Here is a 20568-nt window from a genome sequence, read left to right on the forward strand (position 1 = left end):
GGTAAATGAACGGTAATGGAGAGTAAAGGTCTGCGGTAGAAGATGGGGTCAAACGGCCTAGGAATTAGCGCTCAAGAGTGATTAAGCATTTAGTACGGCTTGTCACACCTTCCTAAAAACGGACCTCGTGGGACGTTGCGGCGCGGAAGTCCTGCGATGGAACTGCGAGGGAAGAGGTGGGCGGATGACTGCCATCACGAAGAAGACCGCCACGAAGAAGACCGCCACGAAGAAGATCGCCGGCGGTCTGGTCGCCACGGCGCTGGTCATGGGAGTGGCCGGGTGCAGTGCCTCGGAGCCCGCCCGGCAGCCGTCACCGGGAGGTCAGGCGGCCAAGAAGGGCGCCGCGGCCCCGGAGGGACCGGCCCCGGGCAGCGTAAAGCGGCTCATCGGCGACGGCTCGACCTCGTACACCGGCCTGCAGCCGAACGTACGGCGGGCGGAGAAGCTGAAGCCCGGCGAAAAGCCGCCGCAGTTCGTCGTCTATTCATGGGACGGGGCGGGAGAGGACAGTCAGAAGCTCTTCTCGCATTTCCGTGAGGTCGGCAAGAAGTACAACGCCCGCATGACGTACTTCCTCAGCGGCGTGTACATGCTCCCGGAGGAGAAGCGGTCCCTCTACACCGCGCCCCAGCACTCCTCGGGCCGCTCCGACATCGGCTTCGGTGACCCCCAGGGCATCAAGGACACCGCCACCCAGGTGCGCGGGGCCTGGCTGGAGGGCAATGAGATCGGCACCCACTTCAACGGCCACTTCTGCGGACCCGAGGGCGGCGTCGGCACCTGGTCCGTGGAGGAGTGGAAGAGCGAGATCAACCAGGCGAAGTCGTTCGTCAAGAACTGGAAGACGAACTCGCCCGCCCTCAAGGACATGGAGGCGCTCCCCTTCGACTACGAGAAGGAGATGATCGGGGCCCGCACCCCCTGCCTCGAAGGCCAGAAGAACTTCATGCTGGCGGCGAAGGAGATGGGCGGCTTCCGCTACGACTCCAGCGGCATCAGCAAGCAGATCTGGCCGAAGAAGACGGACGGCCTCTGGGACATCCCGCTGCAGCTGGTGCCCATGCCGGGCCGCGCCTTCGAGACGCTCAGCATGGACTACAACTACCTGGTCAACCAGTCCGGCACGACCACGCAGGGCGACCCCTCGCAGCACGCGTACTGGGGTGAGCAGATGCGCGACGGCCTGGTCAAGGCCTTCGAGCGGACCTACCAGGGCAACCGCGCGCCGCTGATCATCGGCAACCACTTCGAGTCCTGGAACGGCGGCACCTACATGCACGCCGTCGAGGACTCCATCAAGACCATGTGCACCCAGAAGGAGGTCCGCTGCGTGCCCTTCCGCGAGCTGGCGGACTGGCTGGACGCCCAGGACCCCAAGACCCTTGAGTGGATGCGCACCCTCGACGTCGGCGAGGCGCCGAAGGAGGGCTGGAACAAGTTCCTGACGGCGGGGCCGCCGGCCAAGCCGGCCGCCCCCGCCGGGGTCAAGCCGGCTGCGGAGCCGGCTGGAGCGAGCCAGAACGAGGAGTGAGCAGTTCCCGTAGGACGAAACCGGGGTCGACCTGCTCCGCCAGGTCGACCCCGGTCTTCGCGTTGCCCCAGCTCTCCGCGTTGCGCAGGTGGAAGTGGACCATCTGCTCCGTGTACCGCACCCAGTCGCGGTGCGCGTAGGAGTCGTCCGCCGCGTCCTGCAGCGCCTGGAGGGCCAGCCGGTTGGTGGCCTCCAGCAGTTCGAAGGCGGCCGGGCGGCCCTTCTCCATCGCCCGGACCCAGTCCGACTGCCCGACGGTGACCAGCAGGTCCTCACCGGCCTCGTCCTGGAGGAACTCGATGTCCTCCGGGCCCTGCACCTTGTTGCCGACGACCTTGAGGGTGATCCCGAAGTCCCGCGCGTACTCCTTGTACTGGCGGTAGACGGAGATGCCCTTGCGGGTCGGTTCGGCCACCAGGAAGGTCACGTCGAAGCGGGTGAACATGCCGGAGGCGAAGGAGTCCGAGCCGGCCGTCATGTCGACGACGACGTACTCGTCCGGGCCGTCCGCGAGGTGGTTGAGGCAGAGCTCGACCGCGCCGACCTTGGAGTGGTAGCAGGCCACCCCGAGGTCGGACTCGGTGAACGGCCCCGTGGCCATCAGCCGCACGGGCTCCCCGTCGAGCAGCACGGTGCGTGCGCAGGCTTCGTAGACGGGGTTGTCCTCGTCGACCCGCAGCAGCCGGGAGCCGGTGCCGGGCGGAGTGGTCTTGATCATCGTGTCGGCGGACGCGATGCGCGGGTTGGAGCCCCGCAGGTAGTCCTTGATGAGGGGCAGGTGCGCGCCCAGCGCGGGCAGCGAGGCCGCCTCGTCCTCGCTGAGCCCGAGCGCCGCGCCCAGGTGCTGGTTGATGTCGGCGTCCACCGCGACGACACGGGCTTCATTGGAGGCGAGGTGGCGGATGAAAAGGGAGGACAGCGTGGTCTTGCCGCTGCCGCCCTTCCCCACGAAAGCGATCTTCATGTTCACGAAGGGTAGTGGGTTGGTGGCTTTGTGTGGTGTGCCTGAGTGAAGAAGACCACTCCAAGGAGGGGTCGGTGCTAGGGGGGAGCAGTGCGTAGGCTCCCTACTTATGAGTAGCGCCTCCGGTTCCGCCGCCGTTCCTTCCGCCGCTTCCGCCCCTGCCGACCCGCTGGCCCCGCTGGCCGGTCTTCCCGGCGTCTCCGAGTCCGTGGATTCCGTGCGCAAGGCCGTGGACCGGGTCTACGGCCACCGCGTCATGCGCCGCCGCTCCGGGGCGGTCGCCTCGGAGGCCGCGCTGCGCGGAGCGCGCGGGAGCGCGGCCCTGTCGGGGGCGGACTGGGCGCTGGAAGAGGTCCGCCGGCGGTCCGACTTCGGTTCGGAGCCGGAGGCCCGCGCGGTGGGAGCCGCCCTGCGCCTGACGGCGGAGGCGGGTCAGCTGCTGAGCATCTGGCGCCAGTCGCCGCTACGGGTCCTGGCGCGGCTCCACCTGGTGGCCTCGGGCTCCACGGCCGACGGTGACACGGTCGGCCGGCCGCGCCTGGCCGGCGAACCGGTGGACGAGCCGCTGATCGACCTGCCCCTCCCGGACGCGCAGGAGGTGGCGGGCCGGCTGGAGGGGCTCTCCGGGCTGATCATCGCGGGTGGCTCGGCACCGGCCCTGGTCACGGCGGCGGTGGTGCACGGCGAGCTGCTCGCGCTGCGTCCGTTCGGCTCGTACAACGGCCTGGTGGCGCGGACGGCGGAGCGGATCGTGCTGATCAACAGCGGTCTGGACCCGAAGGCGATCTGTCCGGCGGAGGTCGGTCACGCGGAACAGGGCCGGGACGCCTACCTGGAGGCCTTCGGGGGCTACGTCTCGGGGACCGCGGAGGGGATGTCGGCCTGGATCGCGCACTGCGGCCGCGCGATCGAGCTCGGAGTCCGCGAATCGACGGCGGTCTGCGAGGCGCTCCAGCGCGGCGCGGCCTGACCGGGGCCTGGCCCGTGGGCGCCGTAACGCGGGGCGGCGGGCAATGGGTTGCGGCGACACCGTACCGCTCTGGTGTCGCCGCTGGCACTTACGCCCAGTTACCAAGCGTCCTCGATAGTTGCCCATCAGGTCGGGGACTTTGCCCGTTACCTGGTGCGGCTGGCCCGTAATCGACGGGTCGACGTCGCGTGGGTGCTCGGCGTTCATGCTTCGGTCCGTGGGCCTTACTGCGTTTTAAAGATGATCCTCTCGGATGTTCTTTGGTCTCGCGGGCCGTTGACTCCTTTGTACTCCGCTTCGGTGCCGAGCGAAACCCCTGGCCGCATTTCTTTGCATTCAGGGACATCTCCGCACTTATCGGACAGCCTGTGTCCTTGCAGGTCAGGTCAGGTCAGGTCAGGTCAGGTCAGGCCAGGCCAGGCGGGGTCACGTCTGGCCGGGCCGGGTCGGGTCGCGTCTGGTCAGGACAGCGCGGCAGCGGCGAGCGCGCGCCGCCGGCTCGCGTACCAGACCAGTCCGGCGGTGGCCGCGGCCGCGCCCACTGCCGCGGCGGCGACCAGTGCCGGCCGCGCGGGCATCGACAGCCCCGGTACCCGCTGCTTCAGCCGCACCGGCCGGTTGAAGACCAGCACCGGCCACTCCCGCGCCGTTGCCTCCCGCCGCAGCGCCCGGTCGGGATTGACCGCGTGCGGATGTCCGACCGCCTCCAGCATCGGGATGTCGGTGACCGAGTCGCTGTACGCGTAGCAGCGTGAGAGGTCGTACCCCTCGGACTCCGCGAGCTCGCGGACGGCCTCCGCCTTCGTGGGGCCGTAGGCGTAGTACTCGATCTCCCCGGTGAAGCAGCCGTCCTCGCCCACGACCATCCGGGTGGCGACGACCCGGTCGGCGCCCAGCATCTCCCCGATGGGCTCGACGACTTCGGCGCCGGAGGTGGACACGATCACCACGTCGCGGCCCGCCGTGTGGTGGGCCTCGATGAGGGACGCGGCCTCGTCGTAGATCAGCGGGTCGATGAGGTCGTGAAGGGTCTCGGCGACGATCTCCCGGACCTGCTGCACGTTCCACCCCTTGCAGAGGGCGGACAGGTACTCCCGCATCCGCTCCATCTGATCGTGGTCGGCGCCGCCGGCCAGATAGATGAACTGGGTGTAGGCGGTGCGCAGCACGGCCCTTCGGTTGATCAGGCCGCCCTGGTAGAAGGACTTGCTGAACGTCAGAGTGCTCGACTTCGCAATGACCGTCTTGTCCAGGTCGAAGAAGGCTGCGGTGCGAGGCAAGGAGTGCGGCAAGGGCTGATTTTCCACGACCCGAGCATATGCGCCCACCATTCGGCGTAAAGTGCGGCGCGTGGGTTTGCCTGAGAAGCCTCTCGGGTACACCATGGAAGTCACGGATCGTTCGCGACCGTGCTAACCCGGTCTGGCTCCTCCCCCCCCGAGTCGGACCGTGGGGACGACCCCCGCTCTCCCCCCCGGCGGGGGTCGTCGCATGTCCGGACGCGGTTCGCGTCCCTGCCTTCGACCCCAAGTGGTTCATTCCCCGGTACCCCGCTCTTCCTGGGGCCCGCGCGGCGAAGGCCCTCACCTCTCGAACTCGTCACGGTGCGTAGTCGTTCCGGCGCGCTCCGGAACTCACCTGTTGGGGTGAGCGGGTTATTCACAATGGGGCGGCTGTCCACGGTTTGCGATCAAGATCCACTTCTTTTTCCCGATCCCGTCACGGTGATTCCGGCCGCGAAGTCCGCGGCGCTGGATTTGCGGTGAGAAGGAGGCGGAGATCGTGGCTGGATCGAAGTCGTGTGAAGTCCGGGATCTCGCGGTGGCGGGCGGGGGCAGGCCGAATCCCGGTGCCGGAGGGGCCCTGCCCGCCGGCGGACGACCGCTGATCATCACCGAGGACCCCCTGCTGCTCGACGACCTGCTGCGGCTGTGCGCCGCGGCGGGAGCCGAGCCGCATGTGCAGCACGCGGTGCCCGAGCAAAGCGGAACCGGTGGTGGCGGTGGTGCAGCTGGAGTCGGTGGTGGCAGTGAGGGGAGCGGTGCCGGTAGCGGCGGTGGCGCCGCGGGTGTCGCGGGTGTCGGCTGGGAGTCGGCGCCGCTCGTGCTGGTCGGTGCCGACGCCGCACGGCGGGTGCGCGGCGCACCCCGGCGCGGTGGGGTCTTCCTCGTCGGCCGCGATCTGGACGACCCCCATGTGTGGCAGCTGGCGGTGGAGATCGGCGCCGAGGAGGTCCTGACCCTCCCCGACGCAGAGAGCAGGCTCGTCGACCGCATCGCCGATGTCGTCGAGGGAGCCGGGCGGCCCGCCCTCGCGGTCGGGGTCATCGGGGGCAGCGGCGGCGCCGGAGCCTCCACCCTCGCCTGCGCCCTGGCCCTGCGGGCCGCCCGGGCCGGGGAGCGGACCATCCTCATCGACGCGGACCCCCTCGGGGGCGGCATGGACGTGCTGCTCGGGGGCGAAACCGCCGAAGGGCTGCGCTGGCCCGACTTCGCCGCGTCCCGCGGCCGGGTCGGCGCCGGAGCCCTGGCGGAATCCCTGCCCGAGCTGCACGCCCTGCGGGTGCTCAGCTGGGACCGGGGGGACCGGGTGGTGGTGCCGCCCGCCGCGATGCGCTCGGTGCTGGCCGCCGCGCGCCGCCGGGGCGGGGTCGTCGTGGTCGACCTGCCGCGCCGGGTCGACGAAGCCGTGGCCGAGGTGCTGGCGCAGCTGGACCTGGTGCTGATGGTGGTGCGGGGCGAGCTCCGGTCGGTGGCGGCGGCCGGCCGGGTGGCCGCCGGAGTGCGGATGGTGGCCCGCGACGTCCGCGTGGTCGTACGGGGCCGCGTCCCCGGCGGACTCGACGCGGAAGCCGTCGCCGGGCTGCTGGGGGTGCCGCTGGCCGGCGAAGTTCCGGTCGAGGTGGGGCTCCCGGGCCGGGTGGCCGAGGGCGAGCCGCCGGGAGCGCACGGCCGGGGCGCCCTCGCCCGCTTCTGCGACGGCTTCTGGCAGCGCGCGCTCGGCTCCGCCCAGGGGGTGACGGCATGAGCGCCGTACTGCTCGACGCGGTGCGCCAGCGGCTCGCCGAGAGCGGGGCGGAGCCCACACCGGCCAGGGTGGCCGCGGCCCTGCGGGCACAGGGCCGGCTGCTGGGCGACGCGGAAGTACTGGGGGTCGCCGCCGAGTTGCGCTCCGAGCTGGTCGGCGCGGGCCCCCTGGAACCCCTGCTCGCCGACCCCGAGGTCACCGACGTCCTGGTGGCGGCCCCCGACCGGGTGTGGGTGGATCGCGGTGGCGGGCTGGAGCTGACCGGGGTGACCTTCGCCGACCCCGAGTCCGTGCGCAGGCTCGCCCAGCGGCTCGCCTCCGTCGCCGGGCGCCGCCTCGACGACGCCCGGCCCTGGGTCGACGCCCGGATGCCGGACGGCACCCGGCTGCACGCCGTACTGCCTCCGGTGGCCGTCGGATCGGCGTACCTCTCCCTGCGGGTGGTGCGGCCGCGCGCGTTCACCCTCGAGGAACTGGTGACGGCCGGGACGCTCCCGCCCGGCGGGCAGCGGCTGCTCCGGGACATGGTGGAGGCCCGCCTGTCGTTCCTCATCTCCGGAGGGACCGGCACCGGCAAGACCACCCTGCTCAGCGCCCTGCTGGGACTGGTCGGCCCCGGGGAGCGGATCGTGCTCGCCGAGGACTCGGCCGAGCTGCGGCCCGACCATCCGCACGTGGTGCGCCTGGAGACCCGGCCGGCCAATCAGGAGGGCGCCGGTCTGGTCACCCTCGCCGACCTGGTCCGCCAGGCCCTGCGGATGAGGCCCGACCGTCTCGTCGTCGGCGAGGTCCGGGGAGCCGAGGTCGCGGACCTGCTCGCCGCCCTCAATACGGGCCACGAGGGAGGCTGTGGCACGGTTCATGCCAATGCCGCCGCCCACGTACCGGCCCGGCTGGAGGCCCTCGGGACGGCCGCCGGGCTCGACCGGGCGGCCCTGCACAGCCAGTTGGCGGCCGCCCTGACCCTGGTGGTCCACCTCGTACGGGACCGGGCCGGCCGGCGCCGGGTCGCCGAGGTGCACGTGCTGGAGCGGGACCCCGCCGGGCTCGTGGTCACCGTGCCCGCGCTGCGCTGGGCCGCGCGGGGATTCGTACGGGAGCGGGGCTGGGAGCGGCTGCGCCCCCTCCTCGGAGGTGCCCGGTGAGCGCCGCGGCGGTGGTGCCGGTGCCGGTGTTCGCCGGGGTGCTGTGCGCCGGGGCGGCCGCCTGGTCACTGGCCGGCGGCGACAGGGTGTCGCGGCGGGCCAGGGTGGTGCTGGCCGGGGCGGGCCCGGTGGTACCGGCCGGGCCGGTGCGCTGGGAGCGGCTGGTGATCGGCGTCCGGATCCGGGCGGCGCGCCGCCGGGAGTGGGCCTGCCTCGGGGCCGGGCTGCTGCTCGCGTTGCTCGGCGGGTCGGTGATCCCGCTGCTGGCCGGGGCGGCGGCGCTGCCGCTGGTGCGCCGGTGGCTGCGGGCCCGGGAGCGGGCGCGGGCCCGGGCGGCGCGGGCCGCCGAAGTGGCCGCGCTGTGCGGCGCGGTGGTGGGCGAGCTGCGCGCCGGAGCCCAGCCCGGCCAGGCGCTGACGGCGGCCATGCGCCGGACGGTGTCCGGCCCCGGCGGGCCGGGAGCCGCGGAGGCCGGGGTGCTGGCGGCGGCGGCCTTCGGCGGGGACGTGGCCGGGGCGCTGCGGCTGGCGGCCCGGGAGCCCGGCGCGGAAGGGCTGGCCGCGATGGCGGCCTGCTGGCGGGTCTCCGTCGACGGGGGCGCGGGGCTGGCCGCCGGACTGGACCGGCTGGAAGGGGCGTTGCGGGCGGAGCGGGACCGGGAGGAGTCGCTGCGCGCCCAGCTGGCGGGGGCCAGATCGACGACGGGGGTGCTGGCCCTGCTGCCCGGGGTCGGCCTGCTGATCGGTACCGGACTGGGGGCCGATCCGCTGCGGGTGCTCCTGCACACCCCGGTGGGGTGGGGCTGCCTGCTGGCGGGCGGGGTGCTGGAGGCCCTGGGGCTGCTGTGGTGCCGGCGGATCGTGTGGGCGGGGGAGCGATGAAGGACGGCTTCGCGATCCACAGGCTGGGGATGGCGCTGTGCTTCGCGGCGGTGGCGCTGTGCACGGCATCGGCGGTGGCGGCACGGATCCGGGAGCGGGCGGCCCGGCGCCGGCTCACGAGCCTGCTCGCGGTGGAAGCGGCGATGCGGCGACCGCTGTTCGGACCCCGGCTGCGCGGCGGGGTGGCGGCCTGGGCCGGTCCGGCCGGAGTGCTGGCCGCGCTCTGGGTGCTGATCGGCGGCCCCGCGGGTGTGGTGGCCGGCTGCGCGGCGGCCCTCGGGGTCCGGTGGTGGCTCGCGCGGCCCGGGCCCGCCACCGGGGTGGACCCGGGTGAGGTGGAGCACCAGCTCCCCTTCGCCGCCGACCTGCTCGCCGCCTGCCTGGCGGCCGGAGCCGGGCCGGTGGACGCCGCCGAGGTGGTGGGGGAGTCGCTGGGCGGCCCCGTGGGCGAGCGGCTGGCGACGGCCGGGGCGGAGCTGCGGCTCGGCGGCGAACCGGGCGCCGCGTGGGGGAGGTTGGCGGAGATACCGGGCGCCCGCGCGCTGGCCGAATGCCTGGAGCGCTCCGCCCGTACGGGGGCGCCGGCCGCCGAACCGGTCTCCCGCATCGCCTCCATGCTCCGGGCCGACCGGGCGCGGCGGGCGGGAGCCCGGGCGCAGCGGGCGGCGGTCCTCGTCACCGCACCGGTGGGTTTGTGTTTCCTGCCCGCTTTCCTCGCGCTGGGTGTGGCGCCGGTGGTGATCGGAATGGCTTCCGATCTTCTGTCCGGCACCTGAAATGGCCGCCCGAAATCGGCTTCGGGGACGGCTGTCTGAGATCACGTCAAAAAGCTGAATCAACGGGAGGTTGTCATGAGGATCATCTGGTTTCGTGTTCGGGCGGCGCTGAGGGGCCGTGCGGGCGACGCGGGAATGTCCACTTCGGAATACGCCATGGGCACGATCGCGGCATGTGCGTTCGCGGCCGTTCTGTACAAGGTGGTCACGAGCGAAGTGGTCTCGACGGCACTTCAGTCGACCATCGGGAAGGCACTCGATGCGCCGTTCTGACCGGGGATATGTGACGGCTGAGGCGGCAGTGGTGATTCCGGCGCTGGTGCTCTTCGCAGCGCTGCTGGTGTGGGCGTTGATGGCGGCCGCCGCGCAGATCCGGTGTGTGGACGCCGCCCGGGCCGGTGCCCGGGCGGCGGCCCGGTCCGAACCTCCGGGCGCTGCGGTGGCGGCGGCCGAGGCGGCCGCCCCGGCCGGGGCGCGGGTGGAGCTGTCACGCACCGGTGACCTCTGGCAGGTCCGCGTATCGGCCCCCGCCCCGGGCCCGGCCGCCCTGCCTATCCACCTCACAGCTGCGGCGTCCGCTCTGGCCGAAGACACCGTGGGACCACCGCCATGACCGGGTCGCAGCCCGGGGACCTCGCCGGGGTTCCGGGTGGGGACCGCGGGCGCGCCCGGGCGTTGTTACGGGACGACCACCACGGGCTGGACGGAGTGCGAGCCGGGGCCTGGGCCGGGTTCGAGGCCCAGGGCCGGGGCTTGGGCTTGGGCTTGGGTTGGCTCCGGGGCCGGGCCGGGCCTGGGGCTTGGGCCGGGGCCGGGGCCAGGCCTGGGGCTCGGGCTGGGGCTTGGGCTGGGGCTTGGGCTTGCTCCGGGGTCAGGCCCGGGCCCGGGGCCGGGGCCGGGGCCGGGGCCGGGGCCGGGTCTCGGGCCGGCTCTGGGGCCGCGGACGGGTCCAAGTCATGGGCCGTGGACGGGGACGCGCATGGGGGTGGGTCTTGATCCGGGATAGGGACAGGGGCGGGGGTCGGGTGCGGAGCTGGGGCCGGGGGCTTGCGGGTGGGCGGGAGCGGGGGTCGGCCACGGTGTGGGGTGTGGTGGTGGCGACCGTGTTGGTGGCGGTGTTCGGCGGGGTGCTCCTGCTGGGGCAGGCGGTGGTGGCGCGCCACCGGGCCGCGGCGGCGGCCGATCTGGCCGCACTCGCGGCGGCGGTCAGCTGGTCCCACGGCCCGGAGGCCGCCTGTGCCACGGCGACACGGGTGGCTGTGGCACAGGGTGCGCGGATCGTCGGGTGTGTGGTGACGGGCGAGGTCGTGGAGGTCACGGCCCGTGCCCCGACAGGTCCCTTCGGGCCGCCCGTGCGCTCCCGCGCGGGCCCGCCGCTGGCTGGCGACCGCCGATGACCGTCCGATCGGCCCCGAGGCCCTCCGCAGCGTCGACAATCAGCCATTCGGCGGGAGGTCCATGTTTGGTTCTCCCGGCCCGGGTCCGCGCCCCGGACACGGCCCGGATACGACCCGCACCGAGGCTCCGTCCGCGGATGGAGCCTCGACCCGGGCCGTCCGCGGACGGAGCGGCCGAGCCGTCGTCGGTGGCGAGCGGCCCCGGCCGTTCGCCGCCTGCGCCTGGTGCGAAGAGCGGGGCCCGGTAGCGGTGGCTGACCCGCCCACCCGCCCGGTCGTGCTGCGGGGAACGGTGGTGCCCCCTGGAGTGCCGGCCGGCCTGGGTTGGCCGGCACTCGGATACCGGTGCCCGCCCGAGGCCGGGAGGGGTGCTGTGGCGGCCTGTGGGGCACCTGCCGGGCCCCTCCCGCCCCCATCCGGGTGAGCGGTGCCGGACCGGTACCCGCATCTCGCGAGCTGCCCTCTCAGCGCCTCCGTCCGGGGCTGCCGGGCTCGGGGCCGGGGCCTGTCGGATACGCACCCGTGCGCGGGGGCGGCGAGGGTCGCGAGGCCGGTGCGTGCGTGGGGTTGGAGGGTGCTCGCGCGCGCCCTCGTGGGCGCGGCAGGGTCCGGTCGGGCCGGTGTGTGCGTGGGGGAGGAGGCCGGGCAGGCGGGCCCTCGGGTGGGGCTGCGGGGTCTGCCGGGCAGGTGGGCCCTCGGGTGGGGCTGCGGGGTCTGCCGGGCAGGTGGGCCCAAGGCCCCGGGCTGCGGGGGCGCCGGGCAGGTGCTTGCGCGCGGCTGGTGGGCGCTCAGGTGCGCTGCTGTGCGGGGCTGTGAGGGTTGCGGTCAGGCCGGTGAGCGCAGGGGGAAAGAGGCTGGCCGGGTAGGCCCTAGGACGGGGCGGCAAGGTCGCGGGGCGCGGATGTGGGTGGGGATGAAGGTGGTCAGGCGGGCACTCGGGTGTGGGGCTCCGGAGTGGTCAGGTGGGCACTCGGGCGGGGGCCGCCGGGCCGGGGCGGGTGTGGGGGCGGCCGGGTCTGGGGGTCAGGGGGGTGGGGGTTCTGAGAGGAGGTGGGTGAGGAGGCGGATGGCGCCGCGCTTGTGGAGGGGGTCGTTGCCGTTGCCGCATTTCGGGGACTGGATGCAGGACGGGCAGCCGGCCTCGCATTCGCAGGCGGCGATCGCGTCGCGGGTCGCCGTCAGCCAGGCGCGGGCCGTGTGGAAGGCGCGCTCCGCGAAGCCGGCGCCGCCCGGGTGGCCGTCGTAGACGAAGACCGTCGGGAGGAGGGTGTCGGGATGCAGCGGGACGGAGACTCCGCCGATGTCCCAGCGGTCGCAGGTGGCGAAGAGCGGGAGCAGGCCGATCGAGGCGTGCTCGGCGGCGTGCAGGGCGCCGCCGAGGATCTCCGGGTTGATCCGGGCCTCGTCGAGCTGGTCCTCGGTGACCGTCCACCACACGGCCCGGGTGCGCAGGGTGCGCGGCGGCAGGTCCAGCTTGGCCTCGCCGAGGACCTCGCCTTCTCGCCCTTGAGGTCGGTCAGGGGCGGCTCCCACAGGGCGAAGACGACCTCGCCGCGCGGGGAGGCGTCGTCGGAGACCTCCACCACCGGCAGGCCGGTCAGCCTGGAGGCGGCGGTGGCCGGGTCGCTCGCGGTGGCGGAGGCCAGCAGGAAGACGGGATCGGAGCCGTAGCGGGCGCACAGCCGCCGCAGCCGCCGCAGGACCTGGGCGACGTGTGAGCCGAAGACGCCCCGGTAGGTGTGGCACTCGTCGATCACGACGTAGCGCAGGGCCCGCAGGAAGGAGGCCCAGCGGGGGTGGGCCGGGAGGATCCCGCGGTGCAGCATGTCGGGGTTGGTGAGGACGTAGTTGGCGTACTGGCGCACCCACTCGCGCTCCTCGACGGGGGTGTCCCCGTCGTAGACGGCGGGCCGGACGGCGTTGCCGAGCGGGCCGGCCAGTTCCCGTACGGCGCGGCGCTGGTCGGCGGCCAGGGCCTTGGTCGGGGCCAGGTACAGGGCGGTCGCGCCCCTGCCGTTGGGCGCCTCGGCACCGTCGGCGAGGGCGGAGAGCACGGGCGCGAGGTAGGCCAGGGACTTGCCCGAGGCGGTGCCCGTGGCGACGACCACGGATTCGCCGTCGAGGGCGTGCTCGGCGGCGGCGGCCTGGTGTTCCCACGGATGGTCGATCCCGGCGGCGGCAATCGCGGCTACGACATCAGTTCGGATGCGATCGGGCCAGACCGCATGACGACCCTCCCGAGGGGGCAAGTGCTCCGTATGGGTGATGCGCGCAGCCCGGGAAGACCCCCGTGACAGCCGGTCCAGGACCGTGCCGGGGGTGGGTCTGATGTCCTCGGGTGCCGTGGGCGGACCGGGACGGTGAGTGTTGGCCATTGGAACCGAGTGTGTCACCGGCGTGCGGGACAATGGTCAGAAGGCGTCGTGCGCGCCTGCCGGTAAGTGATTGAATGCCATCGCGGCAGCCAATCCCTCGCCCACCTTCGGGTGGGGAGGCCCCTGGGGGGCGCCGCTCGATAGCAAGGTGCTGGAGGATCCGTGGACCTGTCCCTGTCGACTCGCACTGTCGGCGACCGTACGGTCGTGGAGGTCGGTGGCGAGATTGATGTGTATACCGCGCCCAAGCTGCGCGAGCAGTTGGTCGAGTTGGTGAACGACGGCAGCTACCACCTGGTTGTCGACATGGAGCGAGTGGACTTCCTCGACTCCACCGGGCTTGGTGTGCTCGTGGGAGGCCTCAAGCGCGTCCGCGCGCACGAGGGCTCGCTGCGTCTGGTGTGCAACCAGGAGCGCATCCTGAAGATCTTCCGAATCACCGGTCTGACCAAGGTGTTTCCGATCCACAACTCGGTGGACGAAGCCGTCAACGCCACCGACTGACGGACCTCGCCGGCGAGAGCCGATGAGGAGCGGGGGGTACCGGGCCACAAGCGGTCCGGGCCCCTGTAAGGCACGCCCGTAGTCCGAGGGGGACGCGCATGGCCACCGTTGAACTGCGCTTCAGCGCCCAGCCCGAACACGTCCGGACGGCCCGCCTGGTCGCGGCCGCCGTGGCGCGCCGGGCCGGTGTGGAGGAAGCCGTACTCGACGAGGTCCGCCTCGCCGTGGGCGAGGCCTGTTCGCGTGCCGTCGGACTGCACCGCAGCAACGGGCTGACCGCGCCCGTCCGGGTGGTGCTGACCGAGGAGGAGAAGGTGTTCTCCATCGAGGTCGGCGACGAAGTGCCCGGGCCGGCCGGCGGTCCGGCTTCCGCCGTGCCCGGAATCGAGGCCGTTCTGGACCCCGATGCCGAGGGTGAGGACGAGATGGGCCTCGCCGTGATCAGCGGCCTGGTCGACGACGTCGAGGTCATCAGCGGGGAGACCGGCGGGACCATCCGGATGAGGTGGCCCGTCTCGGGGAACTCCGAGCTGCCGTAGCGGCCCGCGCCGGCGGGGAGCGGATACGGGCGGCCGAGGCGGTCGGCAGACGGCGGCCGGCTCCAGAGCGCGGCTCCAGGCCGCGGCTCCAGACCCCCGGCTCCAGACCCCGGCTGCAGGGCCGTGACCGGTGGTCCGTGGCCCCTGCCCCTTGCCCCCTGACCCGTCGTGGCCCCTCCGTGCAACCCGGCAGCCCCGGTGGCCCTGTGCGCCGCTGCCGGGGTATTCGTGCGTCCTGCCCGGTCCCGGCCCCGGCACGTCTCTTCGGTGCGTTCGGCTGCCCTCCGTGACCCTGGGCGGGCCCGGGGTGCGGTCGGTTTTCGGAGTCGGCTCGTCCGGGGCGGGGACCGGGTGGGTGCCGGGCGGGCGTCGGGAGTGCCGGGCGGGTGGGTGCCGATGATGTTCCGCCGCGCGTGCCGACGTATCTTCTGATCTTATTCAAGGCCCTGCCGAGCAGGGTCTTTTGTGTGCCCGTAGATCAAATTCCGTGATCAGGTTTCAGGGGTTTCCGGGTCGCTGATCAGGCGTCAATGCCTTTGCCCCGTTACCACTTTCGAGGGTAATGGAGGGACCGGATCTATTGGTGAGGAGCAAGTGCAGGCCAATTCCGTTTCCCGCGCACTGTTTTGATCCGGTCGCGCTCCCTACAATCCGTCCACATCTTGAGCTCATCGCGTCAAGGAGGACGAATGACGGGGCTCTTCACCCCTATCGCGCCCGGTCGCACCACTGACCTGGCATCCGCAGTACTCACTGATGACAATCGGCTCATCGTGATCGTCATTGCGGCCGTGGCAATCGCCGCGCTCGTCGTCGCGCAGATCCTGGTCCGCCAGGTGCTCGCCGCCGACGAGGGAACCGACTCCATGAAGGAGATCGCCGCCGCCGTCCAGGAAGGCGCCAACGCCTACCTCGGCCGGCAGCTGCGCACCCTCGGCGTCTTCGCCGTCGTCGTGTTCTTCCTGCTGTTCCTGCTCCCCGCCGACGACTGGACGCAGCGGGCGGGACGTTCCGCCTTCTTCCTCGTCGGCGCCCTCTTCTCGGCCGCCACCGGCTACATCGGCATGCGCCTGGCGGTCCGTGCCAACGTCCGTGTGGCCGCCGCCGCACGTGAGGCCACCCCCGCCGAGGGGGAGCCCGCCAAGGACCTGACCGAGGTCTCCCACAAGGCCATGCGGATCGCGTTCCGCACCGGCGGCGTGGTCGGCATGTTCACCGTCGGCCTCGGCCTGCTCGGCGCGTCCTGCGTCGTGCTCGTCTACGCCGCCGACGCCCCCAAGGTCCTGGAGGGCTTCGGCCTCGGCGCCGCACTGATCGCGATGTTCATGCGCGTGGGCGGCGGCATCTTCACCAAGGCCGCCGACGTCGGCGCCGACCTGGTCGGCAAGGTCGAGCAGGGCATTCCGGAGGACGACCCGCGCAATGCCGCGACCATCGCCGACAACGTGGGCGACAACGTCGGAGACTGCGCGGGAATGGCCGCGGACCTCTTCGAGTCGTACGCCGTCACCCTCGTGGCGGCCCTCATCCTCGGCAAGGCCGCCTTCGGCGACCTGGGCCTGGCCTTCCCGCTGATCGTCCCCGCCATCGGGGTCGTCACCGCGATGATCGGCATCTTCGCGGTCTCCCCGCGCCGGACCGACCGCAGCGGAATGACCGCGATCAACCGCGGATTCTTCATCTCCGCGGTCATCTCGCTGATCCTCGTCGGGATCGCCGTCTACGCCTACCTGCCCGCCACCTACAAGGAGCTCGTCGGCGTCGACGACGCGACGATCGCGAACCACTCCGGCGACCCGCGGATCCTGGCACTGGTCGCCGTCGCCATCGGAATCGTGCTCGCGGCCCTGATCCAGCAGCTCACCGGCTACTTCACCGAGACCAACCGCCGTCCCGTCCGGGACATCGGCAAGTCCTCCCTGACCGGCGCGGCCACCGTCGTCCTCGCCGGCATCTCGGTCGGACTGGAGTCCGCCGTCTACACGGCGCTGCTCATCGGCCTCGGCGTGTACGGGGCGTTCCTGCTCGGCGGCACCTCGATCATGCTGGCGCTCTTCGCGGTGGCACTGGCCGGCACCGGCCTGCTCACCACCGTCGGCGTCATCGTGGCCATGGACACCTTCGGCCCGGTCTCGGACAACGCCCAGGGCATCGCGGAGATGTCCGGCGACGTCGAGGGCGCCGGCGCGCAGGTGCTGACGGACCTGGACGCGGTGGGCAACACCACCAAGGCCATCACCAAGGGCATCGCCATCGCCACCGCCGTGCTCGCCGCGGCCGCGCTCTTCGGCTCGTACAACGACGCCATCGCGAACGCGGTCAAGGACGTCGGCGCCAAGGCCAACGAGATGAACCTCAGCCTGGACATCGCGCAGCCCAACAACCTGGTCGGGCTGATCCTGGGCGCGGCCGTCGTGTTCCTGTTCTCGGGCCTGGCCATCAACGCCGTCTCGCGTTCGGCGGGCGCGGTGGTCTACGAGGTGCGCCGCCAGTTCCGGGAGCACCCCGGGATCATGGACTACACCGAGAAGCCCGAGTACGGGCGCGTCGTGGACATCTGCACCAAGGACGCGCTGCGCGAACTCGCCACGCCCGGGCTGCTCGCCGTGCTCACCCCGATCGCGGTCGGGTTCTCGCTCGGTGTCGGCGCGCTCGGTTCCTTCCTCGCCGGAGCCATCGGCACCGGCACCCTGATGGCGGTCTTCCTCGCCAACTCCGGTGGCGCGTGGGACAACGCGAAGAAGCTCGTCGAGGACGGGCACCACGGCGGCAAGGGCAGCGCGGCCCACGAGGCCGTCGTCATCGGCGACACCGTCGGCGACCCGTTCAAGGACACCGCGGGTCCGGCGATCAACCCGCTGCTCAAGGTCATGAACCTGGTGGCGCTGCTGATCGCCCCGGCCGTCGTGCAGTTCAGCTACGGCGCGGACGCCAACCCGACCGTGCGGGCCGTCGTCGCGGTCCTCGCTATCGGCGTCATCGTCGGCGCGGTGTACGTCTCCAAGCGCCGCGGCATCGCCGTGGGCGATGAGGGGGAGGGCGAGAACGAGAGCGCGCCCGCCGAGCGGGTGGCCCAGCAGGCCGACCCGGCGGCGGCGGTTTCTTCCTGATCCAGGTCCTGATCCAGGTCCTGACCCAGGTCCTGACCTGGGTCCTGACCTGGGTTCCGACCCGGGACTTGACCTGGGTTCCGACCCGGGTTTCTTCCTGACTCGACCGTACGCCCGAATGGCGGACGGGGGGCGCGGACTGACGCGCCGTCCGTCCGCCTTTGCGTTTCCCGGATGGCGGGCGTGTATCTTCCGGGCCGAGAGTCTTCGAAGGGACCAATCCGGTGAACAAGAAGCTTGCGGCCGCGGTATCGGGCGGTGCGGTGCTGATGCTCGTCCTGTCCGGCTGCGGCGGGGACGACGGCGACAAGAAGACCGACGCCTGGGCCAAGAAGGTCTGCGACAGCTGGCAGCCCGAGCTCAAGAAGATCGAGCAGGCGAACGCCGACATCAAGCGGGTGGCGACCGAGAGCAGCAAGCCCGACGAGGTCCAGACGACCGACTCGGCGGCCTTCGGAACCATGTCGGGGTCGTACAAGGCGATGGGTACGGCGCTGCAGAACGCGGGTGTTCCACCGGTCAAGGACGGCGAGAAGACGCAGGCCGCCGCGGTGATGGGGTTCGAGTCGACTTCGAAGGGCTACACCGCTCTGAAGACGAAGATGGACGCCCTCGACGCCAAGGACCAGGGCAAGTTCGCCGAGGGCCTCAAGGACGTGGCGAGCGGCCTGGAGGAAGCGACCAAGGGCGGCAAGGAAGCGCTGGACCAGCTCAAGGCGGGCGGTCTGGACAAGGCGATGAACGGCCAGAAGGGCTGCCAGGTGACGACGCCGTCGCCGGCGAAGTCCTAGCACGGGCAGCCGCCTTGCCGGCCCGCCGCGCTGCTGCCTTGCCGGCGGCGACGCGGTGGGTGCGACGCGGTGGGTGCGACGCGGTGGGTGCGGCGCGGTGCCGCGCGGCGCGGTGCCGCGCGGCACCGCGCCGACGCGACGCGGACCGGGGCGGCCGGGATCCTTCGGGACCCCGGCCGCCCCGGGGCGTTTCCGGGGACCGCCCGGCGCGGACGATCGGCCCGCCCGCCAAGGCGGCACGGGCCTTACGAAGCTCCGCACGGGCGGTGCCCGTCCCGGGGCGCCGGGCCCGGGCGGCGGCTCCCGGCGGCGACGGGCGTCCGCGCCGCAGGCCGTTTGGCGCGGGGAACGGCGGTCGCAGCGGCCACAATGGGCGGGTGAGTACCACCAGCCTTCCCTCCGGTCTGCCCGCCCGCCTCCCCTCGTCGGCCCGCGCGGCCGAGCTCCGCGCCGCGCTGCTCGCCGCGGGCTTCACCGCCGACGGGCTGCTCGACCTGCTCGGCGCCCCGGCCTACGCCGCCCTGGCCCGCAGCGAGACGGTCCCCGCCCTGCGCGCCACGCGGAGCGCCGGCGACGGGCCGCTCGCCTCTCTGATCCGGCTCTTCCTGCTGCGGCAGCCGGTGGCGTACGCGCACGCCGCGGCCGCGCTGCCCGTCGACGCCGCGCTGGCCGACGGCTGGCTGCGCCGGGAGGAAGCCCCTGACGGCGGCGGGGACGGCCAGGGCACCGTGTGCGCCGTCGTGGACGTGCGCCCGTACGGCGGCCCGGACGGCGAGGACTGGTTCATCGTCTCCGACCTCGGCTGCGCCGTCGGCGGGGCCGGCGGCATCGGCAGCCGCGAGGAGGGCGTGGTCCTCGGAGTCGGCGGCGCCTCCACCACCCTGGCCGGGATCACCGTCCGTACGCCGGTCGGCTCGGCCCTCGACGTCGGCACCGGATCCGGGATCCAGGCCCTGCACGCCGCCCGGCACGCCACCCGGGTCACGGCGACCGACGTCAACCCCCGGGCCCTGGAATTCACCCGGTTGACGCTGGCGCTGTCGGGGGCCCCGGAGGCCGAGCTGCTCGCCGGGTCCCTGTTCGAGCCGGTCGGCGCGGCCACGTACGACCTGATCGTCTCGAACCCGCCCTTCGTGATCTCCCCCGGGGCGCGGCTGACCTACCGGGACGGCGGAATGGGCGGCGACGACCTGTGCCGGACCCTGGTCCAGGAGGCCGGAGCCCGGCTCAACCCGGGCGGGTACGCGCAGTTCCTGGGCAACTGGCAGCACGTGGACGGCGAGGACTGGCACGACCGGGTGCGGGGCTGGGTGCCGCGCGGCTGCGACGCCTGGATCGTGCAGCGTGACGTGCAGGACGTCACGCAGTACGCGGAGTTGTGGCTGCGCGACGCGGGCGACCACCGCACCGGCCCCGCCGAGTACGAGCGGCGGTACGAGGACTGGCTGGACGAGTTCGAGGCCCGCAAGACCAAGGAGGTGGGCTTCGGCTGGATCACGCTGCGGCGCACGGACGCGGCCGAGCCGTCGATCGTGGTCGAGGAGTGGCCGCACTCGGTGGAACAGCCGCTCGGGGACGCCGTCGTCGCGCACTTCGCCCGGCAGGACTACCTCCGAGACCACGACGACGCGGCCCTGCTCGCGGGCTACTTCCGGCTGACCGAGGAGGTCGTGCAGGAGCAGGTCGGCGCGCCCGGAGCGGAGGATCCGGAACACGTCGTGCTCCGGCAGCACCGCGGCATGCGGCGCGCCACCAAGGTCGACACGGTCGGGGCCGGCTTCGCCGGGGTGTGTGACGGATCACTGAGCGCGGGGCGGATCCTGGACGCCATCGCGCAGCTGGTGGAGGAGGACCCGGTGGTCCTGCGGGACCGGACGCCCGAGGCGATCCGGATGCTGGTGGAGCAGGGGTTCCTGGAGCCGCTGACGGGGGCCGCCGGTCCGGGGGGTGCTCCGGACAGCGCTCCGGACACCGCTCCGGGGGCAGCTCCGGACACGGGTCCGGACACCGGTCCGGGCACGGGTCCGGGCTCCGCGCCCGGCTCCGCTCCGGGCTTCGGGGAGTAGCCCCGGAGGGCGTGTGCCGACGCCGTCGCGGGCAGCCCGGATCCAGGATGTAACCCCAGGTTCAGCTGGTGTATCCCCTCGCCTGAAATGCTCCGCGACAGCGGGATCCGGGGGGATCCCGGGAGCGGCCCAGGGATGAGGGGAACGGCATGGAGAGCGGTCCGGCGATCTTCGCGGCGACCGTGTTCCTGCTGTTCGGGGCCGCTCTGCTGGCATGGACGGGGGCGCGCGCCCGGCACGGCGCGCCGGTGGCCGAGGGCGTGCGCCCCGTCGTGTCCGTACCGCTGGCGCTGCTCGCCGGCGGGGCCCTGCTGGCCCTCGGGGTCTGGTGCCTCGGGCGGCTGTGACGCTGCTCTCGTCGCGCCGGTCCTGAGGTCGGGTCCGGGGCGGTGACGCCGGGGCGGTGACGCCGCGCCCGTGACGCCGGTGAGGCGGCGCCCGTCAGGCCGCGCCCGTGACGCCGGGCTCCCGACGCGGCAGGGCCACAGG

17 protein-coding genes and 1 pseudogene are annotated in these 20568 nt (G+C 72.9%); 15 read left to right on the forward strand and 3 right to left on the reverse strand.

Translation table 11 applies throughout. The features are described 5' to 3' along the window. Positions 1-184 precede the first annotated feature (184 nt). Complete coding sequence (locus OG904_RS16005) at positions 185-1534, forward strand: hypothetical protein (RefSeq protein ID WP_405491451.1); 1350 nt, start codon at positions 185-187, stop codon at positions 1532-1534. On the opposite strand, the gene OG904_RS16010 is transcribed toward OG904_RS16005, so the two are convergent. After that, positions 1488-2498, reverse strand: a complete 1011-nt coding sequence (locus OG904_RS16010) for an ATP-binding protein (protein ID WP_405491453.1) — start codon at positions 2496-2498, stop codon at positions 1488-1490. The two genes, OG904_RS16005 and OG904_RS16010, sit on opposite strands and share 47 nt — an antisense overlap. A gap of 109 nt (positions 2499-2607) precedes the next feature. On the opposite strand from OG904_RS16010, the gene OG904_RS16015 reads away from it, so the two are divergent. Beyond that, entirely contained in the window at positions 2608-3468 is an 861-nt protein-coding gene (locus tag OG904_RS16015; RefSeq protein WP_405491455.1) for an oxidoreductase, read from the forward strand. Positions 3469-3929: 461 nt separating this feature from the next. Here the strand turns inward: OG904_RS16015 and OG904_RS16020 are convergent, their stop codons facing one another. Continuing rightward, positions 3930-4799, reverse strand: coding sequence for an HAD family hydrolase (locus tag OG904_RS16020; RefSeq protein WP_405491457.1), 870 nt, complete (start codon positions 4797-4799; stop codon positions 3930-3932). Positions 4800-5289: 490 nt separating this feature from the next. Here OG904_RS16020 and ssd point away from each other — a divergent pair, with 490 nt between their 5' ends. The 7 genes from ssd to OG904_RS16055 all read left to right on the forward strand — a co-directional run bounded on the left by ssd (position 5290) and on the right by OG904_RS16055 (position 10694). Then, positions 5290-6495 (forward strand): septum site-determining protein Ssd, encoded by a 1206-nt coding sequence (ssd, locus tag OG904_RS16025; RefSeq protein ID WP_405498049.1) that lies wholly within the window; start codon positions 5290-5292, stop codon positions 6493-6495. Next, complete coding sequence (locus OG904_RS16030; RefSeq protein ID WP_405491459.1) at positions 6492-7640, forward strand: TadA family conjugal transfer-associated ATPase; 1149 nt, start codon at positions 6492-6494, stop codon at positions 7638-7640. The genes ssd and OG904_RS16030 overlap by 4 nt, the downstream gene beginning before the upstream one ends. After that, positions 7637-8521 carry a type II secretion system F family protein gene (locus OG904_RS16035; protein ID WP_405491461.1) on the forward strand — a complete coding sequence of 295 codons (885 nt, stop codon included), beginning with the start codon at positions 7637-7639 and terminating at the stop codon, positions 8519-8521. Before OG904_RS16030 ends, OG904_RS16035 begins: the two co-directional genes overlap by 4 nt. Continuing rightward, entirely contained in the window at positions 8518-9297 is a 780-nt protein-coding gene (locus OG904_RS16040) for a type II secretion system F family protein (RefSeq protein ID WP_405491463.1), read from the forward strand. The genes OG904_RS16035 and OG904_RS16040 overlap by 4 nt, the downstream gene beginning before the upstream one ends. Before the next feature lie 75 nt (positions 9298-9372). Further along, positions 9373-9570, forward strand: a complete 198-nt coding sequence (locus OG904_RS16045; RefSeq protein ID WP_112447489.1) for a DUF4244 domain-containing protein — start codon at positions 9373-9375, stop codon at positions 9568-9570. Between the two features lie 10 nt (positions 9571-9580). Next, positions 9581-9910, forward strand: a complete 330-nt coding sequence (locus OG904_RS16050) for a TadE family type IV pilus minor pilin (protein WP_405491466.1) — start codon at positions 9581-9583, stop codon at positions 9908-9910. Positions 9911-10322: 412 nt separating this feature from the next. Then, positions 10323-10694, forward strand: a complete 372-nt coding sequence (locus OG904_RS16055) for an Rv3654c family TadE-like protein (RefSeq protein ID WP_405491468.1) — start codon at positions 10323-10325, stop codon at positions 10692-10694. Positions 10695-11717: 1023 nt separating this feature from the next. On the opposite strand, the pseudogene OG904_RS16060 reads toward OG904_RS16055, so the two are convergent. Next, positions 11718-13087 (reverse strand): annotated as a pseudogene (locus OG904_RS16060) (DEAD/DEAH box helicase). A 144-nt stretch (positions 13088-13231) separates the two neighbouring features. Between OG904_RS16060 and bldG the strand changes: the two are divergent. The 6 genes from bldG (at position 13232) to OG904_RS16090 (ending at position 20426) form a co-directional block, all read left to right on the forward strand. Continuing rightward, entirely contained in the window at positions 13232-13573 is a 342-nt protein-coding gene (bldG, locus tag OG904_RS16065) for an anti-sigma factor antagonist BldG (RefSeq protein ID WP_405491470.1), read from the forward strand. 98 nt (positions 13574-13671) lie between these two features. Then, the gene (locus OG904_RS16070) at positions 13672-14112 is read left to right on the forward strand and encodes an ATP-binding protein (protein WP_405491472.1); all 441 of its coding nucleotides are present in this window, start codon (positions 13672-13674) and stop codon (positions 14110-14112) included. 689 nt (positions 14113-14801) lie between these two features. Further along, positions 14802-17222, forward strand: a complete 2421-nt coding sequence (locus OG904_RS16075) for a sodium-translocating pyrophosphatase (protein ID WP_405491474.1) — start codon at positions 14802-14804, stop codon at positions 17220-17222. A gap of 224 nt (positions 17223-17446) precedes the next feature. Next, positions 17447-18013, forward strand: a complete 567-nt coding sequence (locus tag OG904_RS16080; protein WP_405491476.1) for a small secreted protein — start codon at positions 17447-17449, stop codon at positions 18011-18013. Between the two features lie 377 nt (positions 18014-18390). After that, positions 18391-20079 carry a methyltransferase gene (locus tag OG904_RS16085; protein ID WP_405491478.1) on the forward strand — a complete coding sequence of 563 codons (1689 nt, stop codon included), beginning with the start codon at positions 18391-18393 and terminating at the stop codon, positions 20077-20079. Positions 20080-20228: 149 nt separating this feature from the next. Next, complete coding sequence (locus OG904_RS16090; RefSeq protein WP_405491480.1) at positions 20229-20426, forward strand: hypothetical protein; 198 nt, start codon at positions 20229-20231, stop codon at positions 20424-20426. Positions 20427-20568 lie beyond the last annotated feature (142 nt).

The organism is Streptomyces sp. NBC_00096 (assembly GCF_045041305.1).
GTDB lineage: Bacteria > Actinomycetota > Actinomycetes > Streptomycetales > Streptomycetaceae > Streptomyces.